Genomic DNA, 26,909 nt, shown 5'->3' on the forward strand with positions numbered 1-26,909 from the left:
AGCGTGGGTCAGAGCTGGTCATTCGTAAGATCGGCGGACCCGGGCGGGGGTGAGTCGGCCGGGCTCGGCCGGCTTCTCCCAGGGGCGGCGGAGGTCGGCGGCCAGCGGGCGGGCGAGGCGGAGTTGGGTGTGGGCGGCGATGACCAGCCAGGTCCATCGGTCCGCCGCCTCGGGTGTGCGGAGCTTCGGGCGGATCAACGTGCCTTCGATGACGGGGAGTTCGTCGGTGTGGTCGATCCATGCCGAGCGGTGGTCAGAAGGGGATGGATGCGGTCCCAGGCCATCGCGCGAGCAGTGCCGTATCGGTCGGTGACCTGCACGGTTGCGGTATCCGGATCGCCCCAGGTCTCCGATTCGGCGAAGCGGAACTCCCTGCCGTGCTTCGGCGGGCGCCCGCCCTGCGGCGGTGAGATCCACGGCACCGGGACGGGCTTGCGCATCACGCGCTCAGTGCGCATCCGCCCGAGGACCTCCACCGGCAGTCCTTCCAGCAGATAGGCCATGCGCGGGGCGTCGTAGCCGGCGTCGAAGACGACCAGGATGTCGCGGTCGCCCGGCTGCCACCGCCCGATGCCGATCAGGTCCTCGACCACCCGGCGGACCTGGGCCGCGGTGGCCTCGGCGACATCGTCGGCCGGCCCCAGCCGCAGCACTTTCAGGATCTGGCACCACGAGGTCCGGCCCGACTCCAGCGCGGCGACGAACGAGTAGGGCCAGCCGGGCACGAACTGGTCCGACGAGCGTCCGCTGCGGCCGTAGACGTGGCAGAACAAGCGGTCCGCGCTGGTCTGCGCGTCGGGGCGGAGCCAGTGGGTGACGTCGACGGCCAGGACCAGGCGCCCGTAGGCGACCTTGGGCTGCGGCAGCCCGGCCAGCACCTGCCGCAACCGGGGCACATCCACGTTCCCGCAGTTGAGCGCGTCGTACATCGCGCCGTGCCCGCGTCGGTGCTCGGCCGTCAGGGTGAGGTCCACCGGTGTGGTCACCGGCCCGTCGGTGCACAGTTTGGTCGGAGCACAGGATCAGACGGAGGCCGTGTTCACGTCCCAGGGATCCCCGTACGAGCGATCACGTTCGGGGCATCGTTCGAGGTCGGACCATAAGGAACAAGCTGAGGCGCATACGGAACGAGGGCCCGGGCTCACTGCCGGGGCCCTCGTCCGCGTATGTGTCCTGGGTGCCGTTACGCGTAGAACGGCCCCGGCGTACTCCAGGTCGTGTTGCCGAAGACGTTCGCGTCGTCGATGGTGACGCTGACGTTCGTGACCTTGAGGCCGTACTGGGCGGGTGTCGTGCCGTCGGGGCAATTCACCTGCACGGGCGCGAAGTTGACGTAGAAATGCGGCCCGTGCTCGCCGGAGTAGTTCCGGTGCGCGTAGAGGATGTAGTTGCTGTCGGGCTCGTAGTACGTCGCCGACAGGGGCTGCTGCTGGGTACGGACCACGAAACTGGTGCTGTGGTCGAACGTGCCGTCCGCGCGCAGACAGCCGAACTTGCGGGCCGTGTCGGCGTATGCCTGGAAGTAGCCGCCAGTGCTGCTCAGGCCCGCGATGTAGCCGGGCTGGTTGCGTACGTTGTGCAGTGTGACGCTCAGCTTGAAGCCGCCGCAGCCTGGCGTCGGGTCGTAGTCGTGGTAGATGAGCTGGCACTTGCGGTCGCCGAAGTAGGCGGTGGGATCCGGGTTGTAGGGCTGGGGCACCACAGCGCCGTAGAACTTGACGGTCGCGGAGATACCGCCGTCGGTGGCCGCCGGGATCTCGACCGTGGTGGTGGCCTGGGCGGTTCCTGTACCGACCAGGACGAGCAGGGCCCCCGCCAGTAACGCCGTGGACAGCCGCCCCAGCGCTCTGCGCATGCTTCGCATGTGTGACTTCCCCCCTGTGCACGTGGTGCACGCTCACATGAACAGTGACCCTGGGCACGCTATCCACCCCTCCGCTCCCACAACCGGGAAACGTCCCAGCCCTCACAACCGGAACGGATGGTCAAGGCCGCCGACGTTGTCCTACACAGCGATCGAGTCGCGTATCCCAATTAGCGGTCGAGTCGTCGCAGGGCTCCGGGCGGCCAAGTTCTTTGAGCCATCGAACGGCGACAAGCTCGCAGCCATACCCAGAACCCCTGGGTCCGCCGATCTTACGAATGACCAGCTCTGACCCACGCTTGGAAGGTAGGACAAGCTAAGTGCGCGGGCCGCGTCATCGAGCTGGTCGAGGGCATCCTCGTCGGCGAGGGTGAGGCCGAGCCGGTCCGCCATTGCGTGGCGGACGATCGCCACGGCGTCACCGATTGGCTGGTCGATGTTGAACTGCAGACCGGCCAATGCGAGGTTGTGCAAGCGGGCGATGCCGAGCATGGTCTGGTGAATGCCGTTGCCCTTGAGTCGGCAGGCACGGAGGATCTTCCAGCCGGTTCCCTGATAGCCGCCGTCGGCGATGGTTGGGGCGCCGCGGCAGGTCCTGTCGACACCGGACTCCGTGAATGCCCGGCAGTCGTTGCGGCTGCCGGGCGGCGGGAGGCCGACCGCCACGACCAAGCGGCTATTGGCGTCGATGACGACCTGCAGGTTCGTCGAGTACCGGTAGTTCTTGCTGGACGCGGCGACGCTGCGGTCGCGCGTGGGCACCAGGGTGCCGTCGACGATGTAGACGGTGTCCCTGCGCGGCCGGCGGGCTGGCGAGATGGCCAACAGGGGCATCAGGTGATCGAGGATGCGATCGGCTGCGGACTTCGAGACGCCGAACAGCGGCGCCACCTGCCGTAACGTGAGGTTGGTCCGCCAGTACGTGGCTACCAGCAACACCCGGTCGGCCAACGGCAGCCGCCAGGGCCGGCCCCGCTGAACGTCACCACCACGACGCCGCACCAGAGCCACCAGCCTGGCGAACTGCACCTCAGTCAGCCCGGAGAACGGCTCGATCCACTTCGGATCATCCGCTGAGATCACCCCACCCATGCCCAGCCGACGCACCGGCTGCCCCACCGGTTACGGGACAACCTCTAGAGCTGGCAGCCTCGACAACCGCGACGATTACCGCGCCCCCGGCGTGCGCGTGAACGCCCGCTAGGCCGAGGAAGCCGAACGTGAGCACGCCGGCCGGGCAGGTGTTGAAGAGGGGGCCATCCTTGGTACTGATCAGGAGCGGTTGGCCGCAGTGTTACGCGGGCCGGACGAGAAACGGCTGTCTCGGTGAGGCTGTGCAGGCCGGTGTCCGAGGGTTCTTCTCGTTGTGCGGTCAGGCCGTCCTGCTGAACACCAGTGGATGGGGTAGCAGGATTTCGGCAAGGTCCCCCACACGAAAGTGATGCCTATTCCCATGGCAGAGACACGAGACGTCGTTGAACTCATTCTCCAGGACCACCGGAAGATGGAGGATCTCTTTCGCCTGATGCGAAGCGTCGAAGCCGACAGGGCTGCCGCTCTGCGGGAATTCTCCGATCTGCTGATCGCGCACGCACTGGCGGAAGAGGCGAAGGTCTATCCCGCACTCAAGCGCTACAAGAAGATCGACGACGAAGAGGTGGAACACGGCGAGGAGGAGCACGAGGAGGGCAACAAGGCACTCCTGGCGCTCCTGGAAGTCGACGAGGTCGGCTCGCAGGAGTGGGACGAGAAGCTGGAAGAACTCGTGCAGGCCGTCACCCACCACGCCGACGAGGAGGAGCGCACCATCCTCAACGGAGCGCGCGAGAACGTGGCCATGGAGCGCCGCGAGGAGCTGGGCGGGGCATTTGTGGACGAGCGCGAGCGCCGGCTGAAGGCAGGCTGCGGTTCTGTTGACAACGTGCGCCGCATCGTCGGCTCCTGACCGCAACCCGTGCCACGCCCCCGGACGATGGGCGCTGGGAGGAGGGTGGCCGTGACCTTCCGGTTCCCGCGCGGTTCCTTCCTGGGTGCAGGGCGACGGCCGTAGGCAGATCTGGGTCCTCACGGCTGCGCCCTGACTTGCGGGTGACCTGTCGTCTGGCGAGCGCGCGGTGCGGGATGTCGGGGTGGCTGGGGTCCGGTGGTTTGGAGGTGCAGGTTCCACTGCTTCACCGGGCCCCGGCTATGTGGCCGGCTCCCGGGAAGGCGGTAGTTGCACCGTTTGCCCGAAAGAGATGTCCTGATCCGGGACATGCCTGTGGGCCCCGGACGTATCCGGAGCCCACAGACATGCTGCTGCTTGGCGGATTACCAGCGATACCAGCGGCCCCTGCGGCCGCCTGTGTCCGCGGAGCGCATGACGAAACCCAGCAGCCAGACGACCAGCACGATGACGGCGATCCACCACAGTGCCTTCAGCGCGAAACCCGCGCCGAAGAGGATCAGAGCCAACAGAAGAACGAGAAGCAGGGGAACCATAGTTATCAACCTCCGTCGCTCCTCGTGCCCGGTGAATGCAAGGACACACGCTCGATTTCCCCGGTTTCTTCACCGTACTTTCGGGCACTTGACCCAGTTTCTCCTGGCGTTCACCTCACCGCCGGGCCGCTGGGCGACTGTCGGTTCGTCGAGTTCCAGGCAGAGTGGCCGCAGGCACCGGCGGTACGGGACACGATCGACGCCTTCCGCCGGCTCACGATCGACTAACACCCTGCTGCTGCCCGTTGGTCTGGACAGCCACGGAATCGCCAGCCCGGCCAGTCCTGCTCGGATACCTCCCAGGCCTCGACCAGGGCGTTCGCCCCCGCGACTCTCCGCCGGTCGGTCAGTGCCGCCATCCGAGGTGGCCGGTTGACATATTTCAGACCGGTGTGAGGCTGGAGAAGAGGCGGTTCCGCCGCCGTATCGCGTAGAGCCTGGCAGTGCCGCCCATCGGGTCCAGTCACCCACCAGTACGCGGCGGCGACAGATGAGCCTGACCCCTGCTCCGTAGGGGACAGCTCCGGGGACGCGAAGTGAGGCGATCGAATGGACCGGGTTCCCGAGGTGGCCGTGGCGTCGGACTCTGCACCGCCTATGCACTGGCCGAACGCGGAACGACGGCGCGGGTCTACGAAAGCGGCGTTCCAGGCAACGGGCAATCCGGTGGCGAGTCCCGCATATTCCGTCACGCGCACGACGACGCCCGCCTGGTTGAATTCACCCGGCAGGGCCGCGCCGTCTGGGACGAGTGGGCCGACCGGTGGGGCGCCGAACTGATCTCCCAGGATGGAGTAGTCGCCCTGGGCGGTCCCGTTCCTGGGAGACTTCGCATCTTGCAGGATGCCGGCGGCATACCGGTTCGGACCGTGGACAGCGCCGAGCTTCAGGCCAGCATGCCGCTGCTCGCGGACTACCGCGGTCCCGCGATGCTTGATGAGCACGGCGGTGCCATCCGCACCCGTGTCGCGGTCGAGTGCCTGGCCGATGCGCTGGGTGACTCTGTGGTCACCGACGAAGTCCTCTCGCTGCATCCCACGGGCCGCGGCACGGTGGAGGTGCTCAGCGCCGTCGGCCGCGAAGAGTACGCAAGCGTCGTGGTATGCGCGGGCTTGGGTACCGCGCGGCTGGCGCGCAACGTGGGGCTTTCGCTCCCCATACGGTCGGCAGCCCACGTCCGCCTCACCTTCCAGGTCAGGGGAGCGCCCCCTGAACGGGTCGCATGTCTGCAGGACAGCAGCGGCGACTTCGGGGAGGTTGGCGTCTACGCAGCCCCCTACCCGGGCAACAGCCGATATGCGGTGGGCCTCAGCCAAACGGTCGAGGTGCGGGAGGACGGCAGCGTCGTGGACCCCGAAGCACTGGCGGCACTCAGCGACCGCGCCCGCGCGTACGTCTCCCGCGCTTTGCCCCGCCTCGACCCCGAGCCCGTCGAGCACCTGCACTGCTGGGTGACAAGCCTGCCGTGGAGCGAAGACGGCATAGCGGTCTGGGAAGCCGACAGAGTCTTTTTCGCCGCCGGGCACAACCTCTTCAAACAGGCACCTCGCCTGGGACGGGCATTGGCCGGCGCGGCCATGGCCGAAGAACTCGAGGAGAACCTGCGTCCGGCGGCAGCACTCGGCCAGCCCCGCTGAGCGCCCCAACAGCTGGGACCATGTCGCTGGACGCCCTGCGGTACGCCCCCGGCCGCGTCGCCGCCGCCTGCGGGCGCCTGGGACGCAGGGGACGCAGGTCTCGCCGCCGGGCTGGGCGCGGCCGGCTCGAGGTGAACTGGCCGTCGATGACGACCTCCTTGCCGGCGACCTCGGCTCCTGCAATACGTAGATGCGTGCGGATGCTCGGCCACGAGGTGAGTCGGCGTCCGCGCACGACATCGGCCTCCACCAGGTTCCACGGGCCGTGGCAGATCGTGGCCACGGGCTTCTCCGAGTTCACGGAGGCCTTGACGAAGCCGACGGCCTCCTTGTTCATGGTGTGCCGCCGGGCACAGGGCGTCGTAGTCGTCGGCGGAGGCGCGAGGGATGTGAGGAGGGCGCGGATTGGTGCAGTCGTGCTTGCCGCCGACGGCGTCCAAGTCTTTCCCCCCCCAGAACGAGGACGGGACGTTCCGCCCGCGGGCGGCGAGCCGGCGTCACTGCCGAACTTCTTGAGGACAGCAGCATGTCGCTGACGCCGACGGGTGGAAGAGTTACAAGGCCAACCGCTCTCCCAGCGGCAACACCAAGCTGCACACGGTGGCTGGGACGGTGATCGTCTGGGCGCTGGGGGAGCCGCTGCCGGAGCCTGTGGGGCGGGCGCTGGACGCGGCGGCCGTGCAGCGGCGCTCCCGTCGGCGGAATGCCCCGGACGCGGAAGTCGGGTAGAGCGCCGTGGCCGGGGCGTGGGTCAGGGGGCCAGGGCCTGTTCGACGGTGGGATGGCAGCCGATGACCTGGTCGAGGCCGACGAGCTGAAGGACCCGCAGCACCGATGCCTGGGCGCCGGCGATACGCAGGCATCCCTGAGCGTCACTCATGCTCTGGTGGGCGGAGATGAGGACGTTGATGCCGCTGGAGTCCATGAAGGTCACGCCGCTGAGGTCCACCACGGTCCGCGGCCGTGTCACGCTGGCGTAGGACAGCAGGGCGTCGGTGAGCTCGTTCTTGACCGTGTGGTCGATCTCGCCGCGCAGCGTGACCACCCGAACGTCGTCGACGACGGTGTGGTCGATCGACAGGCCGGGCCGGGCTGCTCCGTGGGTGTCTGTCATCGTTTCCTCGACTGCGCTCGCTGATGGGGCTCGGAGCCCCCGACGCCATGTGCGTGGGCAGCCTGCCCCGATACTACGGTGAACACCCGTTCGGCCCTCTGCGTATCCGAGCTCATGGGGCGTGCGGACCAGAGTCCGGGGTACGCGCAGGCGGGTGAACGGGGGAAAAGGGTGGATCTGGCGGAATCAGTCCCCGATGGTGAGGACAGCGTGATGCCTGGCGCCCCTCCGATACAGGACACCGTCGCCCTGGACGGTGACGGATCCTGCATCGCCGAGGCACGCCACCGCGCGGTGGACTTCCTCGCCCGCGTCCAGGCCGAGCACGGCCTGCCGGTGTCCGCGCGCGCGATGGACCTGACCCAGCTGGTGGTCAGCGAACTCGTCACCAACGCCCTCAAGTACGCTCCCGGGCCGGTGCTGATGGAACTGCGCATCGCCGGGGACCTGGTGGAAGTAGTCGTCTGGGACAGCGATCCGATCCTGCCGGTGGCCCGGGCCACTGATGCGGGCAGAGTCGGGCAGCACGGACTGGAGATCGTCATGGCCGTCGCCCAGGGCTTCGAGGTCCAGCGGGAGCCGGTCGGTAAACGCGTCACCGCTCGCATCGCCCTGCCCGACGACCCTGGCGGGGACATCACCGGACACCGCCCCCAGTAGGAGCCGGCGTGCTCCCCGTGACCCCACCGTCTTCCTGGCCGCCGCGAAGCGCCGGGCTACAGGGGGCGACGTCGGCGGGGGAGGGGTCGGGGCGGGTGCGGTGCCAGCGTGCGGGGTGTCGCCACCGGCCGGAGGCGTCGCGGGCGACGTCGACGCCGACTTCCGCCACCAGCTCGGGTTCCACCAGCGTGGCGTTCAGCTTTTCCTGGCTGCCCTATCCGGCGGAGAACGACCAGCCTGTCCACGGATGACCGTGCCGCCCCGGAGCGAGCAGGCCGGTGACCGCCGCACCTGCCGCTTGGGCGAGGGTGGTGATGCGGCCGACGTACTGAAGGCGCCCTTCGGTGTCGTACCTGCCGAGCAGCAGCGTGCGGGGAGCGGCTGGGGAGCCGGTGATCGCGCCGACGATCGCCCCGCTCGTCTCGCGGACCCACTGGTGGAGTGTCGGTATTCGAGGGTTGCAGCATTCGCCCGCAGGGCGAGCACTCCCACACCCGGTCGCGGTGACAAGGCGTACAGCTCTCACCGCAGCGGGCGCTGTCTGCGCGAAGACGCCGGATCAAGAAGAAGAGACGACCTCTTGCGGTGAACCCGCGCCGGCGCCCGCGCTCCGGTGCGGGCCTTCGTCCTCTGCCACCGCGTCGTACGGGCCCATCACGGCAGCGGCAATCCTGCACGACAGAAGGCTCACCCGGCGCTACGAGGTCCACGAAGCCGGTACGGCACCGATCTGCTGCACCACCCCAAGGTGGTCGGGCTGGCCCCCTTCGCCGACGATCCGGCCGTCGGCCATGTAGTAGAAGCTCATGGCCTGCACCGAGATCGTGGTGCCGAAGTGTCACCTGATGACCACCGGGTGACCGCCACTTGCCGGGCGCATTGTCGGATCCCAGGAAACGATGGGGGACGTCACCGCGAGCAACCAGCCGCCGAAGCCCCGCGCGAACAGCCGAACCGCGCTGGAAGGACGTGCCATGACCGCCACCGCTCCCAAGGCCCCAACTGCACCAGGAGTGCGGTCCTGGTGGGGAATCCCGTACGCCACCGCCGAGCGATACCACCGACCCATGGTCGCGGACTTCGATCCGGACCGCCCCCATGACCGCAAGGGCGTCGTTTCCGTCCAGCCCGACAGCGGCGACTGGCTCGAGGCGGACAGCGGGATGGGCGAGGACTGCCTGAACCTGAACGTGTGGGCTCCCGAGCAGCCGGCCGGGGAGGCGCTGCCGGTGGCCGTGTACGTTCACGGCGGCGGATTCGAGTACGGCGCGAACACCCAGATCACCTCCAACGCCGCCGATCTCGCCGCGACGGGGCGAGTGGTGGGCGTGTCGGTCAACTACCGGCTCGGCGCGCTGGGCGCGCTCTCGCTGTCGCAATACGGCGGGCGGCTCGCCGAGGCCAGCAACCTGTTCCTTCAGGACATCATCGCCGCGCTGACCTGGGTCAAGCGGAACATCGCCCACTTCGGCGGCGACCCCGACCAGGTCACGGTCTACGGCCACAGCGCCGGCGCCTACTCCACCTTCGGCTTGCTCGGCGCATCCTCCGCCAACGGCCTGTACCGGCGCCTGGCCGGATTCTCCGGCGGGCCCGCTCGTATCGTCCCGGTCTGGTGGGCGGAGGAGCTCGCGCACCGGTTCGTCACCGAACTCGGCGTCGCGGACAACCCCGACAAGCTGATCGACCTCGACGCGACTGCCCTGATGGCCGCCCTGCGCAAGGTCTGTCCGACGGACCTCGGAGTCCGCGGCGGGGTGGACAACCAGGCCACCGGCGTCGTCCTGGACACCGGACAGCCCGGCGCGGTGGTGCACGCCCACCCCATGGATGTCCTCGCCTCGGGCTCCCACCGTGACGTCGACGTGCTGCTGAGCATGGCCAGTGACGACATGGGCTGGTGGGTGGCGAACGACCTCGACCGCTTCGACCCGCACACCCTCGACCGTGTCACCGACGAGGTCGCGGGGTGGCGCATTCCCCGTTCCCGCGCGAAGAAGATCGTCGATGCCCACGACCAGGGCGGCCGCACCCCTGCCGAGGTGCGCGCCGCGCTCATGGCGGACTACCTCTTCGCGCTCCCCGCGGGCCGCGGCGCCCTGGCGCACGCCGCCGCGGGCGGCGACGCCCATCTCCTGGTGATCGGGCCGGCCGAGGGCGCGCCCGCCGTGCACGGCACCGAGATGTACGCCCTGGTCGGCCAGGAAATGCCGGGCCGCAGCTCGGATCAGGCCGAGCGTGACACGCGGATCCGCGACATCGTGCTCGACTTCGTCGCCGGTGAGCGGGCCCGTCTGTGGCCCGCCGTCACGGACCGGCTCACTTCGGGAAGCGTCGGGAACCTGCCCTTCGATGCGGGCGCCCACTACCAGGCGGCCCTCGAGCTGTGGGAGAACATCGACCGCCCCTGACGGTCACCGGGCGATACCGAGATACGCAACGGCGCAGGGTCACCACTGACTGATCACCCGGGTACCTGTGCCTGGAGTCCCGGCTCCGCCTTCGCATTCCCGGGGAGAACAGAGCTAGGAGTTCGGCATGAGCCAATCGGCAGCAGCCGGCGGCGCCGCACAGGCGACGATGCGGGCCGTCGTCGTCACCCGGCCCGGCGGCCTCGACGCACTGGAGATCAAGGATCTGCCGGTGCCCGTACGCAAGCCCGGCTGGGTGCGGATCAGAGTGAAGGCGTTCGGTGTCAACGAGTCCGAGGTCACCACCCGCAAGGGCGAGTCGGACGCGGTGGTCACCTACCCGCGAGTGCCCGGCATCGAGGGCGTCGGCGTGGTCGACGAGGCCGACGAGGACAGCGAACTGCGGCCGGGACAGCAGGTGGCCACGATGATGGGCGGCATGGGCCGCTCGTACGACGGCGCGTACGCCCAGTACGTGACCGTCCCCGCGGCACAGGTCATCCCGTTCGAGACCGGCCTGCCGTGGGAGATCGTCGGCGCGCTGCCGGAGATGTTCCAGACCGCCTACGGATCGCTGACCACCGGCCTGGACCTCAAGGCCGGGCAGACGCTGCTGATCCGCGGCGGCACCTCCACGGTCGGGCTGAGCGCGGCCACGATCGCGAAGGACCTCGGAGCCACCGTGCTGTCCACCACCCGCAGCCCGGAGCGGGCCGGGGTACTGCGGGCCGCGGGCGCCGACCATGCCCTCGTCGACAGCGGCACGATCGCCGACCAGGTGAGCGAGCTGATGCCGGAGGGTGTCGACGCCGTACTGGAGTTGGTGGGCTGCTCGGTCCTCGCCGACACCCTCCGCACCGTCCGCCGGCGCGGCACGGTCTGCTTCACCGGAGCCCTGGCGGGCCAGTGGACGATCCCCGATTTCACCCCGTTCATGATCCCCAACGGGGTGCGGCTGACGTCCTACGGCGGTCAGGCCACCGACCTCCCGGCCGACGTCTTCGCCCGCCAGCTCCAGGCCATCGCCGCGGGAAGCCTCGAAGTCCCGGTCGCGAAGGTCTACCACGGCCTGGAACAGGTCCGTGACGCTCAGGCCGACGTCGAGTCCGGCAGCACGCCGGGCAAGCACGTCGTCGTCCTGAACGACTGAGACCTGGGCAACTGAGAAACGACACCAACGACCCACGATGCGCGCCGGTCGACAACGGCCGGCCACAGCAGCCGTAAAGAGGAACTGGCACAGGAACTGATACGGGACGGCCGTGGCCGTGCGGGGCAAATGGCCGGCCAGCCCCGAACCTCGATGGTAAGTGGATCGACTTGCCATCGCGATGGTGTGGAAGTTACCTTCGCGGGGTCCGTGCCGAACTGAAGCTCGTACCCCGATGAACATGGTGTACGTGTCGGCCGCAGACGATCACTCCGACTACACCCCAGAGGGCAGGACCCATATGAAAATCCGACTGACCGCCGGAGAGGCCGTCCTCAACGCAACCCTCGAAGACAACGCGACGGCACGTGACTTCGCCTCACTGCTCCCGCTGACGCTGCAGATGAACGACCTGTTGAAGCGCGAGAAGTACGGTCACCTACCCCGGTCTCTCGCCGCAGGAGGCACGCCGCAGTCCAGCTACGAGATCGGCCACATCATCTACTGGTCACCCGGTCCCGACATCGCCATCTTCTACGACCACGACGGCCAGTCCATCCCCGACCCCGGCATCATCGTCCTCGGCGAGATCGACTCGGGGGCCGATGCCTTCAAGAAGTACGACGGCACGGTCGACGTCACCATCGAGGCCGGCGACTGAGACCCAGCCGGAAACCACCGAGATCGTCACCAACGAGAGGAGGGGACCACCTCCCGGGCCTCGCCATCGGGGTGACCGGCGGGCGTCGCCTCCCGCCTCGCCGCACGACTCATCGAACAGGGCGACCAGGGCGTGGGCCTTCACCGCCATAGCGAGCAGGCGCACACCCTGGAATCCGACGGAATAGAGCCGTTCCCGGCGACCTGACGTCGCTCGGCGTGGACACTCCAGCGGCCCGTCTGCAAGGTGCCGACGCAGTCGTCTTGACCGCGGGCGCGAGCGGAGCCGGCCCGCGACAGGCGGGCGCTGTCGACGGGCAGGGCGTGGAAATCGCGGCAACCGCCGCAGCGGAGGCAGGAGTTGGCCGGTTGCTCCTCATTCCCGCCTTCCCGTGCGCGGCCCGCCCCACCGGACACGTGTCCCTTCGTAGTGGGTGGAACATCAGGAGAAGCCTATGAGCGCGCCAGGACGCCGTCGGGATGCGGCGCAGAACCGGACCCGGATACTGGAGGCCGCCCGCGCAGCCGTTGCCGAGTCCGACGACGTCCCCCTCAACGAGATCGCCAAGCGCGCCGGTGTAGGACAGGGAACGCTCTACCGGCACTTTCCCAACCGCGAGGCGCTCCTCGCCGAGGTGTACCGGCGCGATGTCGAAGAACTCGTGGTCGCCGCCTCCGCTCTGCTGGCGGGACACGAGCCTGTGGAAGCTTTGCGTCACTGGCTCGACCGAGTGATCGACTACGCCGAGATCAAGCGCGGCGTCCTGGCAGCGCTTGAGGCGGCGGCGTGGCAGGACCTTGCCGCCCACAGCCGCAACCCCATCGAGGGCGCCCTCGGTCACCTGCTGGATGCCGGGAAAGCGGCAGGTTCCATCCGCGCAGGCGTGGACGCCCACGGGGTCCTCCTGCTCATCGCATACCTCGGCCGACTGGACCGGGACGAGTGGGAATCAAGGGCACGGCCTCTGATGAATGTCATCCTCGACGGTCTTGCCCGACAAGACGCAGACCGGTGAGGCAGAGGACTGGCCAGAATCGTCTGGCAGTTCACCAAGCGGAAATGACCGGGCACTGCTAATGGGGCGTTCACGCAGACCGCGAAGGGAGCCATCGCCTCTTGAGGGGCACGGGACCTGCGCCGCCGGGATTCCGTCACGCGTCGGTTCTCGATGCGCGGGCCGCGAAGGCGGCCGGGGTGAGACCGGTGCGGCCGCGGAAGAAGCGGCCGAAGTTCGCGGGATCGGTGAAGCCGAGGTGGACAGCCACAGCCCGGGCGTCCCACCGGGCACCTCCCAGCAGGCGCCGGGCTTCCAGCAGGCGCCGCTCGTCGATGAGTTCACGTACCCCCTTGCCGGTGGCGTCCCGGGCGGCACGGCTGAGGGTGCGGACCGAGCAGCCGAGCAACTCGGCGTAATCCGCTGCTTGATGCAGTTCGCGGAAGTGCAGCTCCAGGGCGTCCAGGAAGCGCCCGTACCTGTCCGCGCGGCCGGTGCCGGCCGTGGCCGTGCCGATGGGGGTGATGTCCGGGGAGTTGGCCAGGCGCAGCAGCAGCGATTCGAGCAGGCTGCGCCGCAGGGCGTGGTGGATGTCGAGGGGGCGGCGCCCCAGTGCGCGGTGTTCGTCCAGGAGTTGGAGTGCCGTCTGCTGGAGCCAGGCGGTGTCGTCGGGGTGCGGGCTGAGCACGGCGGGGGCCTCGTGCGCGGTGAGCGGGGCCAGGAGACGGGCGAGGTCGGGCCCCAGCACGTCCGGTTCGAACAGGATGAACGGGCCGCGGGCCGCGCCGGGCGGATGCCAGCACTGCGCGTGCCCCGGACGCACCCACAGCCATTGGCCGGGGGCGACGGTCCGCGTGACGTGGTCGACGTCGTGCAGCAGCTCACCCTCGGTGACGGCGATGAGGTAGTGGAAGGTGGCACGGCCCGGACGGGGCGGGTTCCACGGCCAGTCGTCGTGCTGGGCGAAGAAATCCTCGACGGTACTCACCTCCAGGCCGTACGGAGTACCGACCGGGGGCTGGAAACCGTACAGCGGAACCGCAGCCGGTTCGGCCTGCCCGCTCGGCCCACTCGGCCCGGAGTGTCGCTTGTCGACCATCACGTGTCCGCAGCCTACCGCCCTTCCGGTCGGCTTCGACGGAAGGATGGGACGTGCCACCGTGCCCGCACGGCGCGCCCTCCGCCTCCTTCGACGCCACAGTCCGTCACCACCTGAGAAGGCCCACCACCCATGAACGGATCGGCCCTGCACAAGACCGCCGCCGACTGCGCGGAGGAACTCCCCGGAGCCCAGTTGGAGCACCCCTTCGGCCCCGACTGGGAGGTCTACAAGGTACGCGGCAAGGTGTTCATGCTGATGACCGAAGTCCCGGGGCGTCCCGTCGTGATCCTCAAGGCGGACCCCGGCGAGGCCCACGCCCTGCGGGAGCAGTACAGCCACATCACCCCCGGCTACCACATGAACAAGAAGCACTGGATCACCCTGGAGAGCGGAGAAGGCGTCGACAGGGAACTCGTCAGGGAGCTCGTCACCGACTCCTACCGGCTCGTCGTCGCCCATCTGCCCAAGGCTGAGCGGCCTGTCGACCCGCACACCTACGGCATCGGCACGCGGGCGGCCCGGTGAGCGCGGCCGGTGACCGGCTCCAGGACACCGCCCGCCAGGCGGCCCTGGCCCTCCCGGACGTCAGCCACGGCTACCCCTTCACTCCGGGACTCGACGTGTACAAGGTCGCGGGCAAGGTGTTCCTGATCGTCACCGACATCGTCACCGACGACCCGGACGATCAGATCATCACGGTCAAGTGCGAACCCGAACACGCCCGCGCTCAAGTACGCGGCTACGCCTCGATCACACCGGGCCGCTATCTCGACAAACGCCACTGGATCTCGCTCGGGCCCGGACCCGGCATCACCGAGCGGCTGGTCACCGACGCGGTCGAGGATTCCTACGACCTGGTCGCCGAGCGGCTGCCGCGAAGCGACCGCCCCGGCGCCCGATGAGCGCCGTGAGCTTCCCCGCGAACGGCGAGCCCTTCCTTCTCCCGAAGGTAAGTGGATCGACTTGCCTTCAGGGTGGTGCGGGAGTTACCTTCACGTGGTGAGTCCATTGACTTACCTCACGACTCGGCAAGGAACAGTGAACATGAATCGTCTTGCGGGCAAGCGCGCCCTCATCACCGGCGGCACGAGTGGGATCGGCCTGGAGACCGCGCAGCGCTTTATCGCGGAGGGCGCCGACGTGCTGGTCACAGGCGTCACCCCGGCCAGCATCGACAAGGCGCGGCAGATCCTCGGGTGCCGGTGGTGCAGGCCGATGCGCGCGACCTCGATGCGCAGCGCGGCCTGGCGGAGCGGGTACGTGAGCACTTCGGGAAGCTGGACGTGGCGTTCCTGAACGCCGGCGTCTCGGACTGGCGGCCGTTCGAGGACCACACGGAGGACAGCTACGACCGGCTCTTCGACATCAACGTCAAGAGCGTCTTCTTCCTCACGCAGGCCCTGGTGCCCCTGCTGGCCAACCCGTCCTCGGTCATCCTCAACGCGTCCAACAGCGCGCACGGCGGTTACGGGCACTCGAACGCCTACGCTGCGACGAAGGCGGCTGTCGCCTCCCTGATGCGGTCGTGGAACGCGGACCTGCTCAGGTCTCACGGCATCCGGTTCAACGCGGTCAGCCCCGGCCCGGTGGACACCCCGCTGTACTCGAAGCTCGGGATCGAGGATCCCGCGCAGCAGTCGGCGGTTCTGGAGGCGATCAGCTCCGGCATTCCTCTGGGGCGTATGGGTCTGCCCGAGGAGGTCGCGGAAGCCGTCGTGTACCTGGCCTCCGATGCCTCCGCCTTCGCCGTGGGCCAGGACCTTATCCTGGACGGTGGCCAGACCGTTCTCTGACAGCGAGGTGCGGCTGGGAGACGGGCGAAGGGCGTGGGTATGTCGGTGGCGGACCGTGACCGAACGGAAACCGGTGGTGATACGTGCCAGGCCGGGTATCACGCGCAGATCAAAGCCGAGAACCGCGCGCGCATCATCCGCGCTGCCCGCGACCTCTTCCTCGCCCGGGGATACGACAAGACCTCCCTGGCCCAGATCGCCCGGGAGGCCCGCGTCTCCACCGGAACCCTCTTCAAGCGGTACCCCTCCAAGGCCGCGCTGTTCGCGGCCGTCACCTCCGAACAGTGGCAGCTGGACGTGCAGTACGCCGCACCACCCCCGCCAGGTGATCCCCGGTACGGTCTGGACCACATCGGCCGCGACTACGCCTGCCTGGTCTCACGGCCCGGCACGGCGGCGCTGTGCCGCCTCATCATCACCGAACTTCCCCAGATGCCGGAACTCGCCGATATCGTCGGCACCGGCTTCGCCATCGACCGCGGACCCTTCTTCGACCGGCTCCGCGACTACCTGGACGCCGAAGCGCAGGCCGGCACACTCGACTTCCGTTCGGCCGACGGACAGCCACAGCCGACATCCGCAGTGGCCGAACAGTTCCTCGGCATGATCTGCGGCCAGCTCCTGTGGCCTCAACTCGTACGCACCGACTTCGTCCCGCCCGACCCCACCGACACCACGATCGTGGACGAAGCCGTCGCCCTCATGCTCACCCGCTACCGCACCGGATCCTGAACCCCGGACCACCAGTTCACGCTGCAAGGACCCCAATACGTCGTCCTACCGGGACGGGTACAGGTATGGGTGACTCGACCGACAACGAGTAGCGGCGAGCGTGACCGGTCCTCCCCAGTGACGAACAGCGGCCGACAGCTGAGCCGGGACCGTGGCCTCCCGGTACTGTCGGCGTGCGCCCCCGGCGTCGCGCTCGGTGGCGCGACCACCGACAAGTGATCGACGAGATCTTCCAGCACGTGCGAACCCGGGGCAACGTCGGCCCCGCTGTGACGGCATTGGCCTTCTGCGGCGGCGACCACCACGGCTGCACCGGTTACTCAGCATCACCCGCAGACAGCGCGTGATCCGAAAAAGATCATCATCCGCGAGCGCCGCGAATCAGGACGCAGTGTTTCAGGCCGGAGTCCCTCTGGTCCTGTCCTACGTGCCTGATGGCGCCTCCCTCAAGAGAACGAGCCCTCGGGCGAACCGGAGGAATGACACGGTGGAGATCGAGCTGCGGATCAACGGATCCGCCCAAGCCGTCCGCGAGCCACCCCTGGAGGATCGGGTCGAGGACCTGCCAGTAGCGGGCGATGCTCCGGTGGGTGCGGCCGGTGTGGTCCCACTTGCCCTCTCCGCGCACGACCGCGGGCACGGTCCAGGCCAGCCACCCCCACCCGGTGCGTTCGTACACGAGCACCGGCTCGCACGCGGCCGGGCGCGCGCTCTCGCCGCAGACGTGGCCGATCCGCAGGCCGCTGCGGCGCGGCGGCCGATGCGGGCCAGGAGTTCGGTACGGTCGGCGGTCCGTACGCCCGGTAGGCGTCGGCGGCGGGGTGTAGACCCGTACATGGCTGTGCGGGCCGGTGCACACCAGAGCACGCCCGATGGCCGGCAGACCCAGGCGCAGCGCGTGGCGGCCGCGGGTCCGGATGAGCCGCAAGTCATCGAACGCTGTGCGATCCGCGCGTCGGCGTCCCGGCCCGCGCGCTGTCTGTCGCATCGGGTGTCGGCAGACGAACACACCGCTATGAAGGTCGCGTTGTTCCTGGGGGCGCCAGGACCAGCCTCCGCCCAGGCCCACCTGCTCCCGTTTGCGGCTACTGGTCCTGGGCTGTGAGATGGGCCGCGGGCACAGTCGCCCGGGCCTGCTTCGGCTCGGCGGCCATGGCCCTCAGCGTCTCGAAGGCGGCTGCCGTAGGGCCGGCAGGTTCGGCCTGATAGACCACGAGCTGCTGGTGCGGGGCCCCGTTGACCGTGAAGGCCGCGAACTTGATGTGCAGGTCTCCGACCTGGGGGTGCTTGAGGTGCTTGCCTTCCTGGGACTTGCTCTTGACCTCGTGCATCTTCCAGATCCCGGCGAATTCCTCGCTCTGGGCGGACAGTTCCGCCACGACGTCGGCGATGCGGGCTGATTCCGGATCGTGGCCGTAGGCGGCCCTGAGTTCGGCGACGCAGGAGTGCGCCGCTCGTTCCCATTCCTGGTAGAACTCGCGTCCTGCCGGGTCGGCGAACACCATGCGGGCGAGGTTGTCGAACTGGTCGAACCCGCTGTGGAGGGCCGTGGCGAGGGAGTTGGCCGCCATGATGTCGAGGGCCGGGCCGACGACGAAGGCCGGCGTGTGCTCCCATCCGTTCATCAGCTGCAACAGCTGTTGGCTGATGTCCGTCTGGCCCCAGTCGCGTGGGCGCTGTGAGGAGGTGAGGCAGAGGCGGTTGAGATGGTCGGCGGCTTCCGCATCGAGTTTCAGTGCTTGGGCCACGGCTTCGAGAACCTGTGGGGAGGGGCTGTTCTCGCGCCCCTGTTCCAGCCTGATGTAGTAGTCGGCGCTGACTCCGGCGAGCATCGCGACTTCTTCCCTGCGCAGTCCCGGCACCCGGCGTCGCCCGTATTCGGGCAGACCGACGTCCTGCGGCTTGAGGGCTTCCCGGCGGGCTCTGAGGAAATCACCCAAAGGTGTCCCATTGCTCATGCGGCAAGACTAGATGGTTTCCAGCCGACGGGACCTGCCGCTCGCGCACTGTGACTGAGCTGCGGATCTTGAACGCGTAGTGCCATCGTGTCCTGATTGGTGGGATTTTCCGGTCCTCGTGCGGTTTCTGCAGAGGCCGGGCTGCCTGGAAGCCTTTCACCGTCTGTCTCATCCGTGTGCCGCCCGCGGGCTCACATTCCTGGGTGTAACGCACCCACCATCGGCAGACCTTTCACGGGCCTTTTCCGCCTAGCCTCGGAAGCATGGACAACGTCGCGCGCCCTGACTCGCTGGAAGGACTGGGTCAGTTCCTCCGCGCCCGCCGGGAACGCCTCAGCCCTGCGGACGCGGGACTGCCCAGCGCCGGCCGCCGAAGGGTGCCCGGGTTGCGGCGGGACGAGGTCGCGGCGCTGACGGGTGTGAGCCTGAGCTACTACAGTCGGCTTGAGCAGGGCCGTGAACTCAACCCCTCGATCCGGGTGCTGGAGACCATGGCCCGCGTGCTGCGACTCGCGGAGGAGGACAAGCGGGAACTCTTCCGGCTGGCCCAGCCGACAGCTCGCCGCCGCACGAAGTCCCCCGCCCGGGTCGAGCGTGTCCGCCCGCATCTGCGGCAGCTGATCGAGAGCTGGACCAGGACGCCGGCGTTCATCGTCGGCCACGCCCAGGATCTGCTGGCCACCAACGCACTGACCAACGCCCTCTACCGTGACTTCGCCCAGCACGACAACGTGCTGCGCATGCTCTTCCTGGACCCCGCGGCGAAGACCTTCTACCGGAACGCTGAGCGGGCCAAGCATCGCGCGGTCGCCGACCTTCAGCAGACCGCCGCGAGCACCCCGGAGGATGCCCGTATCCTGGAACTCGTCGGCGAACTGTCGGTGCGCAGCGGCGAGTTCCGCTCCCTGTGGGCGCGCGAGTACACCCGGGTCCCGCCCTACGAGGTCAAGCAGATGTACCACTCCGTCGTGGGCGACCTGGAGTTGCGGCACGAAGCCCTCCACATCCGCAGCGCCCCGGGACAGCAGCTCGTCATCCTGCAGGCAGAGCCGGGCTCTCCTTCCGCGGATGGTCTGGCCCTGCTGGGCTCCCTCGGCGCACCCGAAGTCCCTCGTCGGCAGAATCCTGCGGACAACGCCTGAGTCAGGAGGCATCACCCGGGCGCGGCTGTCGCGCATTACTCTCGATGGTGCCCGGAATCCGGTCGAACAGGACACCGAAATTCGTCGCCGGATGTCAGTGGACCGAAAGTCGGCTGCCGCGCGTTTTCCCGGCCGTGTTACCGGCTGACCCCGCTTCCGGGCCCCGGCCCGCAGCGCGCGGAGTCGGCGGGCTCCGGCATGGGCGCGCCAAGGTGTGCGGTTCGCCACCGTAAGGCCCGCATCCCGCTGCGTCTGCCGACCTCGGCCCACCGGACCTCACCGCTTTACCCGCGGTACTTCGCTGGACGTACGTCTGGCCTTCCTAGGCGTGGGACTCCCAGGAAAAGCGCAGCCTTCATAGCACCGCAGCCGACGGGCAGACTCGAATTCGTCAACAGGAAGTCCCCGAAAAGGGGATAAGACGAAAGAGGTTTTCCCATGGCTACGTGGTTTGTCACCGGAGCTTCCCGTGGAATCGGTGCGGAAATCGCCCGCGCCGCCCTGGCAGGCGGAAACGACGTCGTGGTCGCCGTACGGAACCCGAGCGTGTGCCGGACGATCTGAAGAACTCCGACCGAGTCTTCGCGGTCGCCCTGGACGTCACCGACAACGACACCATCCCGCAGGCCGTCGACGCCGCCGTGGAGCGGTTCGGCGGCATCGACGTCCTCGTCAACAACGCCGGCCGCGGCCTGCTCGGCGCGCTGGAGGAGATCACGGATGCGGAGGCCCGGTCGCTGTTCGACCTCAACGTCTTCGGCCTGATCAACGTCACCCGCGCCGTGCTGCCCGTCATGCGCAAGCAGGGCTCGGGCAAGCTCGTGCACATCGGCTCCCGCTCGGGCTTCGAGGGTGAGCCCGGCGTCAGCCTGTACTGCGCGTCGAAGTTCGCCGTCGCCGGCATCAGCGAGGCACTCTCCGCCGAGATGGCCCCGTTCGGGATCCAGTCGACGGTCGTCGAACCGGGCGTCTTCCGCACCGACTTCCTCGACGCCAGCTCCCTCTCGGTGGCCGCGAACCGCATCACCGACTACGACGACACCCCCGCCCACGTGACGCTGGACTGGATCGACAAGGCCAACCACGCCCAGCTCGGCGACCCCGTCAAGGGCGCCGCCCTCATCGTCGAGGTCGCCTCCGCCGAGAAGCTCCCCACGCACCTGTACCTCGGGCGCGACACCCTGGAGCGGCTCGACGTCAAGTACCAGCAGGTGCAGGACGACCTCGCCCCCTGGCGGGAGAAGTCCGCAGCCACCGCGCACGACGACGCCGTCTGACGCACCGCGCCGGCGCCATCGCGCTCGGACGCCCGCAGCCCTCAAGCAGCCCGGCCGGGCACCGCACCACCGATCCGCTTCCCCCCGATCAAAGACTGAGGTCTCGTGATGTCTGCTGCTCTGCTCACCGGCACTCCCCTCTCCGGCCGTGTCGCTGTCGTCTCCGGCGCCTCCAGCGGCATGGGTGCCGTCACCGCCGAACGCCTCGCCGAACTCGGCGCCACCGTGGTCGTGCTGGCCCGGCGCAAGGAGCGCCTCGACAGCCTGGTCGAGAACATCGAGGCCGCCGGCGGCACCGCGCTCGCCCTGGCCGTCGACGTCACCGACCGCGCCGCCGTCCAGAGTGCCGCCGACCAGGTCGCCGCACGCTTCGGCAAGGCCGACCTGGTGTTCAACAACGCCGGTGTCCAGCTCATCTCCGGCATCGAGGAGTTGAAGGTCGATGACTGGCAGCGCCAGATCGACCTCAACATCAGCGGTCTGATGAACGTCATCGCCGCGTTCCTGCCCCACCTGACGGACTCCGCCGCCCAGGGCAGGCCCGCGGACCTGATCAACACCTCGTCGATCGCGGCCACCCGCATCCTGGCGAAGTTCTCCATCTACTCGGGCACCAAGGCGTACATCAGCCACCTCACCCGGCTGCTGCGCGTCGAACTCGGCCCCAAGATGGTCCGCGTGGCCACCATCGAACCCGGCATGGTCGACACCGAACTCCCTGACCACGTCACCGACCCCGACGCCTCCAAGCTGATGGCCGACCTCATCCACGACATCGACTGTCTGCAGTCCGCCGACACCGCGGGAACCGTCGCCTTCATGGCCGCCGTCCCGCGCCACGTCAACCTCACCGAGATCACCATCATGCCGACCGCCCAGGCCATCTGAAGTCCGTCCCGTCATGGCGGGGGAGGAACAGCCGAACGCTGTTCCTCCCCCGCCATGACGCGTTGACGGACACGTGGATGGAGGCGGCTGCCCGAAGCTTTCTGAGGCTTGGCAGTCCGGCACCGGTGGTGTCACCTGCCCAGAGACAGGCCACACCCTCGTCGCCACGCACCGGCTGCCAGGGCAGGTTCAGCCCTGGCAGCCGGTCTTCAACACTCCAGGTGAAATGCAGGAGGGCAGGAGCGGACCGGTCGAGCGGACGGTGGATGTCGTCATCCTGTCGGCGATCACGTCGGGCAGCCATTGCCGCCAGGGCGTCTTCCGCACGCCGACCGGCCGGACGCGGTCAGGATGGCGGCCGCGTCGATGTCGGTCGGCAACTCTCCCGACAGCGCCACGGCCTCGCGTCGCCGAGAGCCACGTCGATACGGCCGGCCGCACGCAGGTCTGTGAACTGGTCCCGCTTGCTCCTCAAGAACCCCGAACCGCTGCGCTGCCTCTGGCAGGGCACTCACCACGGCACTGCTCGCAGGGCCGCGTTCCGCGGCGTCGGCCCGAGGAACGCAAGGGGCACGACGACGCCGCCGTGATGAACACGGCGGCGTCGCTTGCTGAGGGGCGGTGGTACGGCGTCCCTCGGTTGAGGGCGCCGTACGAGTCCTCCCGAGAGAGACCCCCTTACCGACCGAGGTCGCCGGGCAGCACCCCTCGGTCGGCGAAGACCTCCTTGGCGACGAAGGTGGCGTTGAGGGCCTTGGGCATGCCGCAGTAGACGGCGGCGTGCAGCAGCGCCTCGACGATCTCATCGGGCGTCAGGCCTACGTTGAGGGCCGCGTTGGATGTGGACGTCGAGCTGCGGCTCGCAGCCGCCGAGGGCGGTCAGCACGCCCAGGGTGACCAGTTGGCGGTCTCTCGGGGCCAGTTGCGGGCGGCTGTACATCTCGCCGAACGCCCAGGCAACGACCTGGTGTCCCAGCTCGGGGGAGATGTCGGCCAGCGAGTCGATGACCTTCTGTCCGCTCTCGCCGTCGATGCTCGACAGTACGGCCATGCCGTGGTCGAAACGCTCCTGCCGGTCCTTCGCGCTGTCGTTGATGCTCATCGCTCTGCTTCTCCTTCCGTCGGGCGGTGTGTGTAGGGATGTGCGGGTCGCGTACCTCGGTCAACCGGTGTGCCGGTTGCGGAGCGCGGGCAGGGCCAGCAGGACGCCCAGTGCGAGCGTGGCGGCGACGACGCGCAGGATGCCGGCGAAGCCCAGGCCGGTCAGCGCGCCGGTGAGCTGCGGGCCCAGGCTGGCGCCGATGAACATGCTGCAGCCATAGAGGGCGACGGCCGCGCCGCGTGCGTGCGCGGCGCCCGCGTTGATGGTCTCCACGACGGCGGGCGCCGCTGCCGCGACGGCGGCCACGAACAGCAGCAGGGCGATGGCCAGCGCCACGGTGTGGCCGCCGAGGAAGGAGCCGGCCGCGACGGCGAGGGCGGCCAGTGCGAAGGCGAGGACCGCGCGCAGGGGTGAGGCCAGGCGCTGGAGCACGGGGGCGAGCACGAAGAAGGGGCGGCCGGTCGCCGCCCCCGTTGTCACGCGCGGCACGACCGGCCGATGAAACCACCGGGATTCGGTGGGTGGGTGCCCCGGCCGCAGGTGAGGGGGAGAAGCGGCCGGGGACGATGAAGGGGACTGCCGCGGGCGGCGGGGTCGCCCAGGCAGCCGGGCTGTTCAGTCAGCCGGAGTGTTCAGCACGTACTCGCGCGAGGTGTGCACCTCGTCGCGCAGGGCGGCCAGGTCGACGTCGAGGACCTGCCCGTTCCATTTGCGGGGCTCGCCGTTGATGAGGACGGCGCTGATGTTGCGGGCGTCGGAGCCCAGCACGATCGTGCCGATCGGGTCGTTGAGCGGCATGTTGTTGAGGTCCTCGGCCTGGACGACCAGCAGGTCGGCCTTCTTGCCCGGGGTGAGCGAGCCGGTGACGCCGGACAGGCCGTTGGTACGGGCGCCCTGGAGGGTGGCGAAGTCGAGGACGTCGTGGGTGGTGATGCGGGAGGGCTGCCGGTCGGTGCCGTAGGCGGCGTTGACCGCGCGCATCCGCTGGATGGCGTGCAGCGCCCGCATCTGCGTGAACATGTCGCTGGCCAGGGCGACTTCGACGTCGATGCTCAGTCCGGGGCGGATGCCCACAGCGAGGGCTTCGTCGACGGCGGGGATGGCGGTCTCCAGGCCGATCTGCGCGTCGGAGGTCGGAGCGAGGGCGACCGTGGTGCCGGTCTCTCCCATGGCCTTCCATGCCTCGGAGGTCAGTCCGGTGGAGTGGATGAGGGTGACGTCGGGGCTGAGGACGCCGTCCTTGGCCCAGCGCAGGACCGCCTCGGAGCCGGACGTGCCGAAGACGGCGTCCACGCTCACCCCGATGCCCAGCTCTCTTGCGGCGCGGGCGAGTTCGGGGCCGTAGGCGAGCGCCGGTCCGGCGATCTCGTCGGTGGCCAGGGTCGCCAGGCGCAGCGTGAGCAGCTGGTCGTCGCTGCTGAAGTACTGGTCCTTGAGGCGGGTCAGGTCGCCGGGCCACTGGCGGTCCCAGTCGCCGAAGTGCGGGCCCATGGAGGCGTGCACGCCGCGGATGCCGGTGTCGCGGAGGGCTTGGATGGCGGCGTCGGAGTGTTCGCGGGTGCGGGAGTTGTGGGAGAAGTCGAGCATGGTCGTGATGCCGCTGTCGATCGCGGTCAGCGCGGCCAGCCGGGTACCGATGTACATGTCCTGGGGCCGGTAGACCGTGGCGTAGCCCGCCAGGGTGGCCATGACATAGCCGCCGAGGTCGTCGACGTCCGGCATGATCCGGCGCAACTGGGCCTCCCAGGCGTGCCGGTGGGTGTCGACGAAGCCGGGAGCGAGGATCGTGCCGGTGGCGTCCACGACCACCGTGTCATCGGCGCCGAGGTCGCGGCCGACGGCGGTGATCGTGTCGCCCTCGACGAGGAGGTCACCGCCGTCGATGACGCCGAGGGCGGGGTCCATGGTGACGATGGTCGCGCCGGTGAACAGGATGCGCCGCCGGTCGGCGGGCCGACGCCGGAGCTCTTCGAGGACGGCGGCGCTGGTGGTGCCGTTGGCGTTCATGAGAGGTCTTCTTTCCGTACGGCGGACAGGGCCCGGAGGAACGGGCCGTTCGCTGGAGAGGGCTGAGAGTGTGGGTCGCCGGGGCGGCCGGGCTGCTCGAACACCAGCCTCGGCCGCGCCCGTCACGGCAACCAGGCCGCGGATTCCCCAGGTGTCGCGCACCCAGGGTCGGGAGTATGCGTGCGCCGGCCGGCGGGAAGGTCAGCCGAGCTTCATGACGTAGCCCGCGTGGTGCAACTCGTCCCCCTGGAACTCTCCGTAGGCCCAGAAGCCGAGGTCGTCCAGGTAGTCGATGCGGTCGCCGTCGATCCAGTACCGGCCCTGGTAGGCGTGCGGGCGCCCGCCCCGCGTCTCGTCGTAGCGGCCGTCGGCGGTCAACTCCTGGTGCAGGAAGTCGTTCCTGTCGATCCAGACACCCACGCGCGGGCTGCCTGTCAGATCCTCGGCGGCCGGGATCCCCGCTTCGGGCGCCGTGGCCCGGCCGGGGACGTCGGTGCCGGCCCACAGGACGGGCCGGCCGGCCGCGACGAGTGCGCGGACCTGCTCCGGCCGGGTCAGGAGGGTGGCCACGGCGCTCGGCACGTCGGCGGCGAGTTCGTCGGGCACCACCAGGAAGTCGGGGGCGTTGCCCGGGGTCAACGTCGCGACGTACTCCGAGCGGCGGCCACGGCCACCGGCCAGCGCCACGGTGTCCACGACGGCGGGAGCGATGGTCATGCCGGTGCAGTCGACGACGATGGCATTGTCGTCCTGGGCGGCGGTGACGATGGCCGGGCCGACCCCCACGGTCAACGGGCCGACGAACAGGAGGTCGGCGCTGGTCATGGTCCCGATCAGCGGGTCCATGGTCAGGATCCGGGCGTTGGTGAACAGGACGGGACGCTCCTCGTCGTTCGAGAGGATCTCGTCGAAGGCCGTGGGGTTCCAGCTCACGATGTCGGTGTCAGCGGCGGTGTCGATGGTGCTCATTGCGTGCTCCTCGGTGGAGTCGCCTCATCGGTGACCCACTGCGCGAAATCAGCGCCGGTGCAGGTCCGGGGCGAGTGTTCGGCAGCTACGGCGGCTGCCTGGCCACCAGATTCGTTGTGCGGTGGGCCCGGAACCAGGCCGCCGTGTCCCTAGGTGTCGGGCACCCACGATCCGTCCCGCGAGTACAGAAAAGATCCATGGGGAACGTCCCGAACGGCCCGTTTCGCTGCTGCACGACAGGAAGGGCCCCATCGCTCGCGATGCTGGGTGCGCGGCACCCAGGAAGCCGTCACCTGGGGAGACTTCGGCCTGGTTACCACCGGCCGCCCGGTCGATCGTAGAACCATGACCAGCAACGACACACCCCGTGACCCGCACCCGTACGTCGGAATGTGGGTGACCGCCGACGGCTTCATCCGCCAGGAACTGCTGCCCGACGGCCGCTACGACGAAGCCCGCGGCAACCACCGCAGCGCCTACACCGGCAGCTACACCGTCACCGGCAACCACCTCGACTACGCCGACGACACCGGCTTCACCGCCACCGGTGACGTCCGCGACGGTGTTCTCTTCCACGAGCACCTGGTCCTCTACCGCGAGGGCGACGAACACACCCGGTAGACGCCCCCGACTGTGACCGAGCTCCGCATGCGGGTAAGAGGCTCCTCCACCTCGGACGGGCCCGCGTCAACGGTTTCCGCGCCGTGCACACTCGGCACCCGTCGACCATGGTCAGTCCCTGTCCTGACCGAGACGAAGGCGGCGTCGGGTCGGGGTGCAACTGCCAGAACTGACGCAGCCATGAGGCCGGGGATCTCATGCCGGAGAGCCCCGCTCCGACCTCCATCGTGGGCAACCCAGGACGCGTCCCGCGAGCCGCTGCGCCTCCTGGACGCGCCCGAAGCGGAGGAGCCGCTGATGCGGGTCGCGCAGACACAGGAGAAACTCGACGACCTTGTGGCCGGCG

Annotated in this window: 23 protein-coding genes and 5 pseudogenes; 16 read left to right on the forward strand and 12 right to left on the reverse strand. The window is 69.0% G+C overall.

Annotation, left to right across the window (positions count from 1 at the left end; all coding sequences use genetic code 11):
- Positions 1-24 precede the first annotated feature (24 nt).
- From ABT147_RS33960 to ABT147_RS33970, 3 genes and pseudogenes are all read right to left on the reverse strand, one after another.
- A pseudogene (locus ABT147_RS33960) lies at positions 25-1,016 on the reverse strand (transposase); the annotation flags it as partial.
- A gap of 167 nt (positions 1,017-1,183) precedes the next feature.
- Positions 1,184-1,855 carry a hypothetical protein gene (locus tag ABT147_RS33965; RefSeq protein ID WP_351413428.1) on the reverse strand — a complete coding sequence of 224 codons (672 nt, stop codon included), beginning with the start codon at positions 1,853-1,855 and terminating at the stop codon, positions 1,184-1,186.
- 459 nt (positions 1,856-2,314) lie between these two features.
- Positions 2,315-2,956, reverse strand: a pseudogene (locus ABT147_RS33970) (transposase family protein); the annotation flags it as partial.
- A gap of 361 nt (positions 2,957-3,317) precedes the next feature.
- On the opposite strand from ABT147_RS33970, the gene ABT147_RS33975 reads away from it, so the two are divergent.
- A complete protein-coding gene (locus ABT147_RS33975) occupies positions 3,318-3,809 on the forward strand; it encodes a hemerythrin domain-containing protein (protein WP_351413430.1) in 492 nt (163 codons plus the stop codon).
- Between the two features lie 365 nt (positions 3,810-4,174).
- Here ABT147_RS33975 and ABT147_RS33980 read toward each other — a convergent pair whose 3' ends face one another.
- Complete coding sequence (locus tag ABT147_RS33980) at positions 4,175-4,345, reverse strand: DUF5670 family protein (RefSeq protein WP_045563097.1); 171 nt, start codon at positions 4,343-4,345, stop codon at positions 4,175-4,177.
- A gap of 536 nt (positions 4,346-4,881) precedes the next feature.
- Between ABT147_RS33980 and ABT147_RS33985 the strand changes: the two genes are divergently transcribed.
- The gene (locus ABT147_RS33985; protein WP_351413432.1) at positions 4,882-5,982 is read left to right on the forward strand and encodes an NAD(P)/FAD-dependent oxidoreductase; all 1,101 of its coding nucleotides are present in this window, start codon (positions 4,882-4,884) and stop codon (positions 5,980-5,982) included.
- Here ABT147_RS33985 and ABT147_RS47455 read toward each other — a convergent pair.
- Positions 5,879-6,319 (reverse strand): DJ-1/PfpI family protein, encoded by a 441-nt coding sequence (locus tag ABT147_RS47455; protein WP_502983205.1) that lies wholly within the window; start codon positions 6,317-6,319, stop codon positions 5,879-5,881. The two genes, ABT147_RS33985 and ABT147_RS47455, sit on opposite strands and share 104 nt — an antisense overlap.
- A gap of 263 nt (positions 6,320-6,582) precedes the next feature.
- Between ABT147_RS47455 and ABT147_RS33995 the strand changes: the two genes are divergently transcribed.
- Complete coding sequence (locus ABT147_RS33995) at positions 6,583-6,711, forward strand: hypothetical protein (protein ID WP_351413435.1); 129 nt, start codon at positions 6,583-6,585, stop codon at positions 6,709-6,711.
- Positions 6,712-6,733: 22 nt separating this feature from the next.
- On the opposite strand, the gene ABT147_RS34000 is transcribed toward ABT147_RS33995, so the two are convergent.
- The gene (locus ABT147_RS34000; protein ID WP_351413437.1) at positions 6,734-7,096 is read right to left on the reverse strand and encodes an STAS domain-containing protein; all 363 of its coding nucleotides are present in this window, start codon (positions 7,094-7,096) and stop codon (positions 6,734-6,736) included.
- A 213-nt stretch (positions 7,097-7,309) separates the two neighbouring features.
- Between ABT147_RS34000 and ABT147_RS34005 the strand changes: the two genes are divergently transcribed.
- The 5 genes from ABT147_RS34005 (at position 7,310) to ABT147_RS34025 (ending at position 12,993) form a co-directional block, all read left to right on the forward strand.
- Positions 7,310-7,756: an ATP-binding protein gene (locus ABT147_RS34005; protein ID WP_351413439.1), complete on the forward strand. Its 447-nt coding sequence runs from the start codon at positions 7,310-7,312 to the stop codon at positions 7,754-7,756.
- Positions 7,757-8,730: 974 nt separating this feature from the next.
- Complete coding sequence (locus ABT147_RS34010) at positions 8,731-10,167, forward strand: carboxylesterase family protein (protein WP_351413442.1); 1,437 nt, start codon at positions 8,731-8,733, stop codon at positions 10,165-10,167.
- 127 nt (positions 10,168-10,294) lie between these two features.
- Positions 10,295-11,317, forward strand: coding sequence for an alcohol dehydrogenase catalytic domain-containing protein (locus ABT147_RS34015; protein ID WP_502983206.1), 1,023 nt, complete (start codon positions 10,295-10,297; stop codon positions 11,315-11,317).
- 301 nt (positions 11,318-11,618) lie between these two features.
- A complete protein-coding gene (locus ABT147_RS34020) occupies positions 11,619-11,978 on the forward strand; it encodes a cyclophilin-like fold protein (protein ID WP_351413444.1) in 360 nt (119 codons plus the stop codon).
- Positions 11,979-12,432: 454 nt separating this feature from the next.
- A complete protein-coding gene (locus ABT147_RS34025; RefSeq protein WP_351413446.1) occupies positions 12,433-12,993 on the forward strand; it encodes a TetR/AcrR family transcriptional regulator in 561 nt (186 codons plus the stop codon).
- 136 nt (positions 12,994-13,129) lie between these two features.
- Here ABT147_RS34025 and ABT147_RS34030 read toward each other — a convergent pair whose 3' ends face one another.
- Positions 13,130-13,960, reverse strand: coding sequence for a helix-turn-helix domain-containing protein (locus tag ABT147_RS34030; protein ID WP_351413448.1), 831 nt, complete (start codon positions 13,958-13,960; stop codon positions 13,130-13,132).
- A 243-nt stretch (positions 13,961-14,203) separates the two neighbouring features.
- Here ABT147_RS34030 and ABT147_RS34035 point away from each other — a divergent pair, with 243 nt between their 5' ends.
- The 4 genes and pseudogenes from ABT147_RS34035 to ABT147_RS34050 all read left to right on the forward strand — a co-directional run bounded on the left by ABT147_RS34035 (position 14,204) and on the right by ABT147_RS34050 (position 16,599).
- Complete coding sequence (locus tag ABT147_RS34035; protein ID WP_351413449.1) at positions 14,204-14,599, forward strand: MmcQ/YjbR family DNA-binding protein; 396 nt, start codon at positions 14,204-14,206, stop codon at positions 14,597-14,599.
- Entirely contained in the window at positions 14,596-14,976 is a 381-nt protein-coding gene (locus tag ABT147_RS34040) for an MmcQ/YjbR family DNA-binding protein (RefSeq protein ID WP_351413450.1), read from the forward strand. The genes ABT147_RS34035 and ABT147_RS34040 overlap by 4 nt, the downstream gene beginning before the upstream one ends.
- A gap of 142 nt (positions 14,977-15,118) precedes the next feature.
- A pseudogene (locus tag ABT147_RS34045) lies at positions 15,119-15,867 on the forward strand (SDR family oxidoreductase).
- Between the two features lie 39 nt (positions 15,868-15,906).
- Positions 15,907-16,599 carry a TetR/AcrR family transcriptional regulator gene (locus ABT147_RS34050; RefSeq protein WP_351413453.1) on the forward strand — a complete coding sequence of 231 codons (693 nt, stop codon included), beginning with the start codon at positions 15,907-15,909 and terminating at the stop codon, positions 16,597-16,599.
- A 1,085-nt stretch (positions 16,600-17,684) separates the two neighbouring features.
- On the opposite strand, the gene ABT147_RS34055 is transcribed toward ABT147_RS34050, so the two are convergent.
- Positions 17,685-18,557, reverse strand: coding sequence for a helix-turn-helix transcriptional regulator (locus tag ABT147_RS34055; RefSeq protein WP_351413455.1), 873 nt, complete (start codon positions 18,555-18,557; stop codon positions 17,685-17,687).
- A gap of 263 nt (positions 18,558-18,820) precedes the next feature.
- Here ABT147_RS34055 and ABT147_RS34060 point away from each other — a divergent pair, with 263 nt between their 5' ends.
- From ABT147_RS34060 to ABT147_RS34070, 3 genes and pseudogenes are all read left to right on the forward strand, one after another.
- Positions 18,821-19,699: a helix-turn-helix transcriptional regulator gene (locus tag ABT147_RS34060; protein WP_351413457.1), complete on the forward strand. Its 879-nt coding sequence runs from the start codon at positions 18,821-18,823 to the stop codon at positions 19,697-19,699.
- 438 nt (positions 19,700-20,137) lie between these two features.
- Positions 20,138-20,976 (forward strand): annotated as a pseudogene (locus ABT147_RS34065) (SDR family NAD(P)-dependent oxidoreductase).
- 105 nt (positions 20,977-21,081) lie between these two features.
- Positions 21,082-21,864, forward strand: a complete 783-nt coding sequence (locus ABT147_RS34070) for an SDR family oxidoreductase (RefSeq protein ID WP_351413459.1) — start codon at positions 21,082-21,084, stop codon at positions 21,862-21,864.
- A 678-nt stretch (positions 21,865-22,542) separates the two neighbouring features.
- Here ABT147_RS34070 and ABT147_RS34075 read toward each other — a convergent pair.
- The 4 genes and pseudogenes from ABT147_RS34075 to ABT147_RS34090 form a co-directional block, all read right to left on the reverse strand.
- Positions 22,543-22,966: pseudogene (locus ABT147_RS34075) on the reverse strand (carboxymuconolactone decarboxylase family protein).
- Between the two features lie 60 nt (positions 22,967-23,026).
- Positions 23,027-23,455 carry a hypothetical protein gene (locus ABT147_RS34080; RefSeq protein WP_351413461.1) on the reverse strand — a complete coding sequence of 143 codons (429 nt, stop codon included), beginning with the start codon at positions 23,453-23,455 and terminating at the stop codon, positions 23,027-23,029.
- A 126-nt stretch (positions 23,456-23,581) separates the two neighbouring features.
- Positions 23,582-24,973 (reverse strand): amidohydrolase family protein, encoded by a 1,392-nt coding sequence (locus ABT147_RS34085; protein ID WP_351413464.1) that lies wholly within the window; start codon positions 24,971-24,973, stop codon positions 23,582-23,584.
- 201 nt (positions 24,974-25,174) lie between these two features.
- Positions 25,175-25,942 (reverse strand): Atu4866 domain-containing protein, encoded by a 768-nt coding sequence (locus ABT147_RS34090; RefSeq protein ID WP_351413466.1) that lies wholly within the window; start codon positions 25,940-25,942, stop codon positions 25,175-25,177.
- Positions 25,943-26,287: 345 nt separating this feature from the next.
- On the opposite strand from ABT147_RS34090, the gene ABT147_RS34095 reads away from it, so the two are divergent.
- Entirely contained in the window at positions 26,288-26,563 is a 276-nt protein-coding gene (locus tag ABT147_RS34095) for an Atu4866 domain-containing protein (protein ID WP_351413468.1), read from the forward strand.
- Positions 26,564-26,909: the final 346 nt, after the last annotated feature.

It is taken from the genome of Streptomyces sp. NPDC001868 (genome assembly GCF_040297125.1).
Classification (GTDB): Bacteria; Actinomycetota; Actinomycetes; order Streptomycetales; family Streptomycetaceae; genus Streptomyces.

Coding starts and splice junctions, on each gene's coding strand:
- ABT147_RS33965 (WP_351413428.1), bottom strand. CDS start 1,855: ATGCGCAGAGCGCTGGGGCGGCTGTCCACGGCGTTACTGGCGGGGGCC.
- ABT147_RS33975 (WP_351413430.1), top strand. CDS start 3,318: ATGGCAGAGACACGAGACGTCGTTGAACTCATTCTCCAGGACCACCGG.
- ABT147_RS33980 (WP_045563097.1), bottom strand. CDS start 4,345: ATGGTTCCCCTGCTTCTCGTTCTTCTGTTGGCTCTGATCCTCTTCGGC.
- ABT147_RS47455 (WP_502983205.1), bottom strand. CDS start 6,319: ATGAACAAGGAGGCCGTCGGCTTCGTCAAGGCCTCCGTGAACTCGGAG.
- ABT147_RS34000 (WP_351413437.1), bottom strand. CDS start 7,096: ATGACAGACACCCACGGAGCAGCCCGGCCCGGCCTGTCGATCGACCAC.
- ABT147_RS34005 (WP_351413439.1), top strand. CDS start 7,310: ATGCCTGGCGCCCCTCCGATACAGGACACCGTCGCCCTGGACGGTGAC.
- ABT147_RS34010 (WP_351413442.1), top strand. CDS start 8,731: ATGACCGCCACCGCTCCCAAGGCCCCAACTGCACCAGGAGTGCGGTCC.
- ABT147_RS34015 (WP_502983206.1), top strand. CDS start 10,295: ATGAGCCAATCGGCAGCAGCCGGCGGCGCCGCACAGGCGACGATGCGG.
- ABT147_RS34020 (WP_351413444.1), top strand. CDS start 11,619: ATGAAAATCCGACTGACCGCCGGAGAGGCCGTCCTCAACGCAACCCTC.
- ABT147_RS34025 (WP_351413446.1), top strand. CDS start 12,433: ATGAGCGCGCCAGGACGCCGTCGGGATGCGGCGCAGAACCGGACCCGG.
- ABT147_RS34035 (WP_351413449.1), top strand. CDS start 14,204: ATGAACGGATCGGCCCTGCACAAGACCGCCGCCGACTGCGCGGAGGAA.
- ABT147_RS34050 (WP_351413453.1), top strand. CDS start 15,907: ATGTCGGTGGCGGACCGTGACCGAACGGAAACCGGTGGTGATACGTGC.
- ABT147_RS34055 (WP_351413455.1), bottom strand. CDS start 18,557: ATGAGCAATGGGACACCTTTGGGTGATTTCCTCAGAGCCCGCCGGGAA.
- ABT147_RS34060 (WP_351413457.1), top strand. CDS start 18,821: ATGGACAACGTCGCGCGCCCTGACTCGCTGGAAGGACTGGGTCAGTTC.
- ABT147_RS34085 (WP_351413464.1), bottom strand. CDS start 24,973: ATGAACGCCAACGGCACCACCAGCGCCGCCGTCCTCGAAGAGCTCCGG.
- ABT147_RS34090 (WP_351413466.1), bottom strand. CDS start 25,942: ATGAGCACCATCGACACCGCCGCTGACACCGACATCGTGAGCTGGAAC.
- ABT147_RS34095 (WP_351413468.1), top strand. CDS start 26,288: ATGACCAGCAACGACACACCCCGTGACCCGCACCCGTACGTCGGAATG.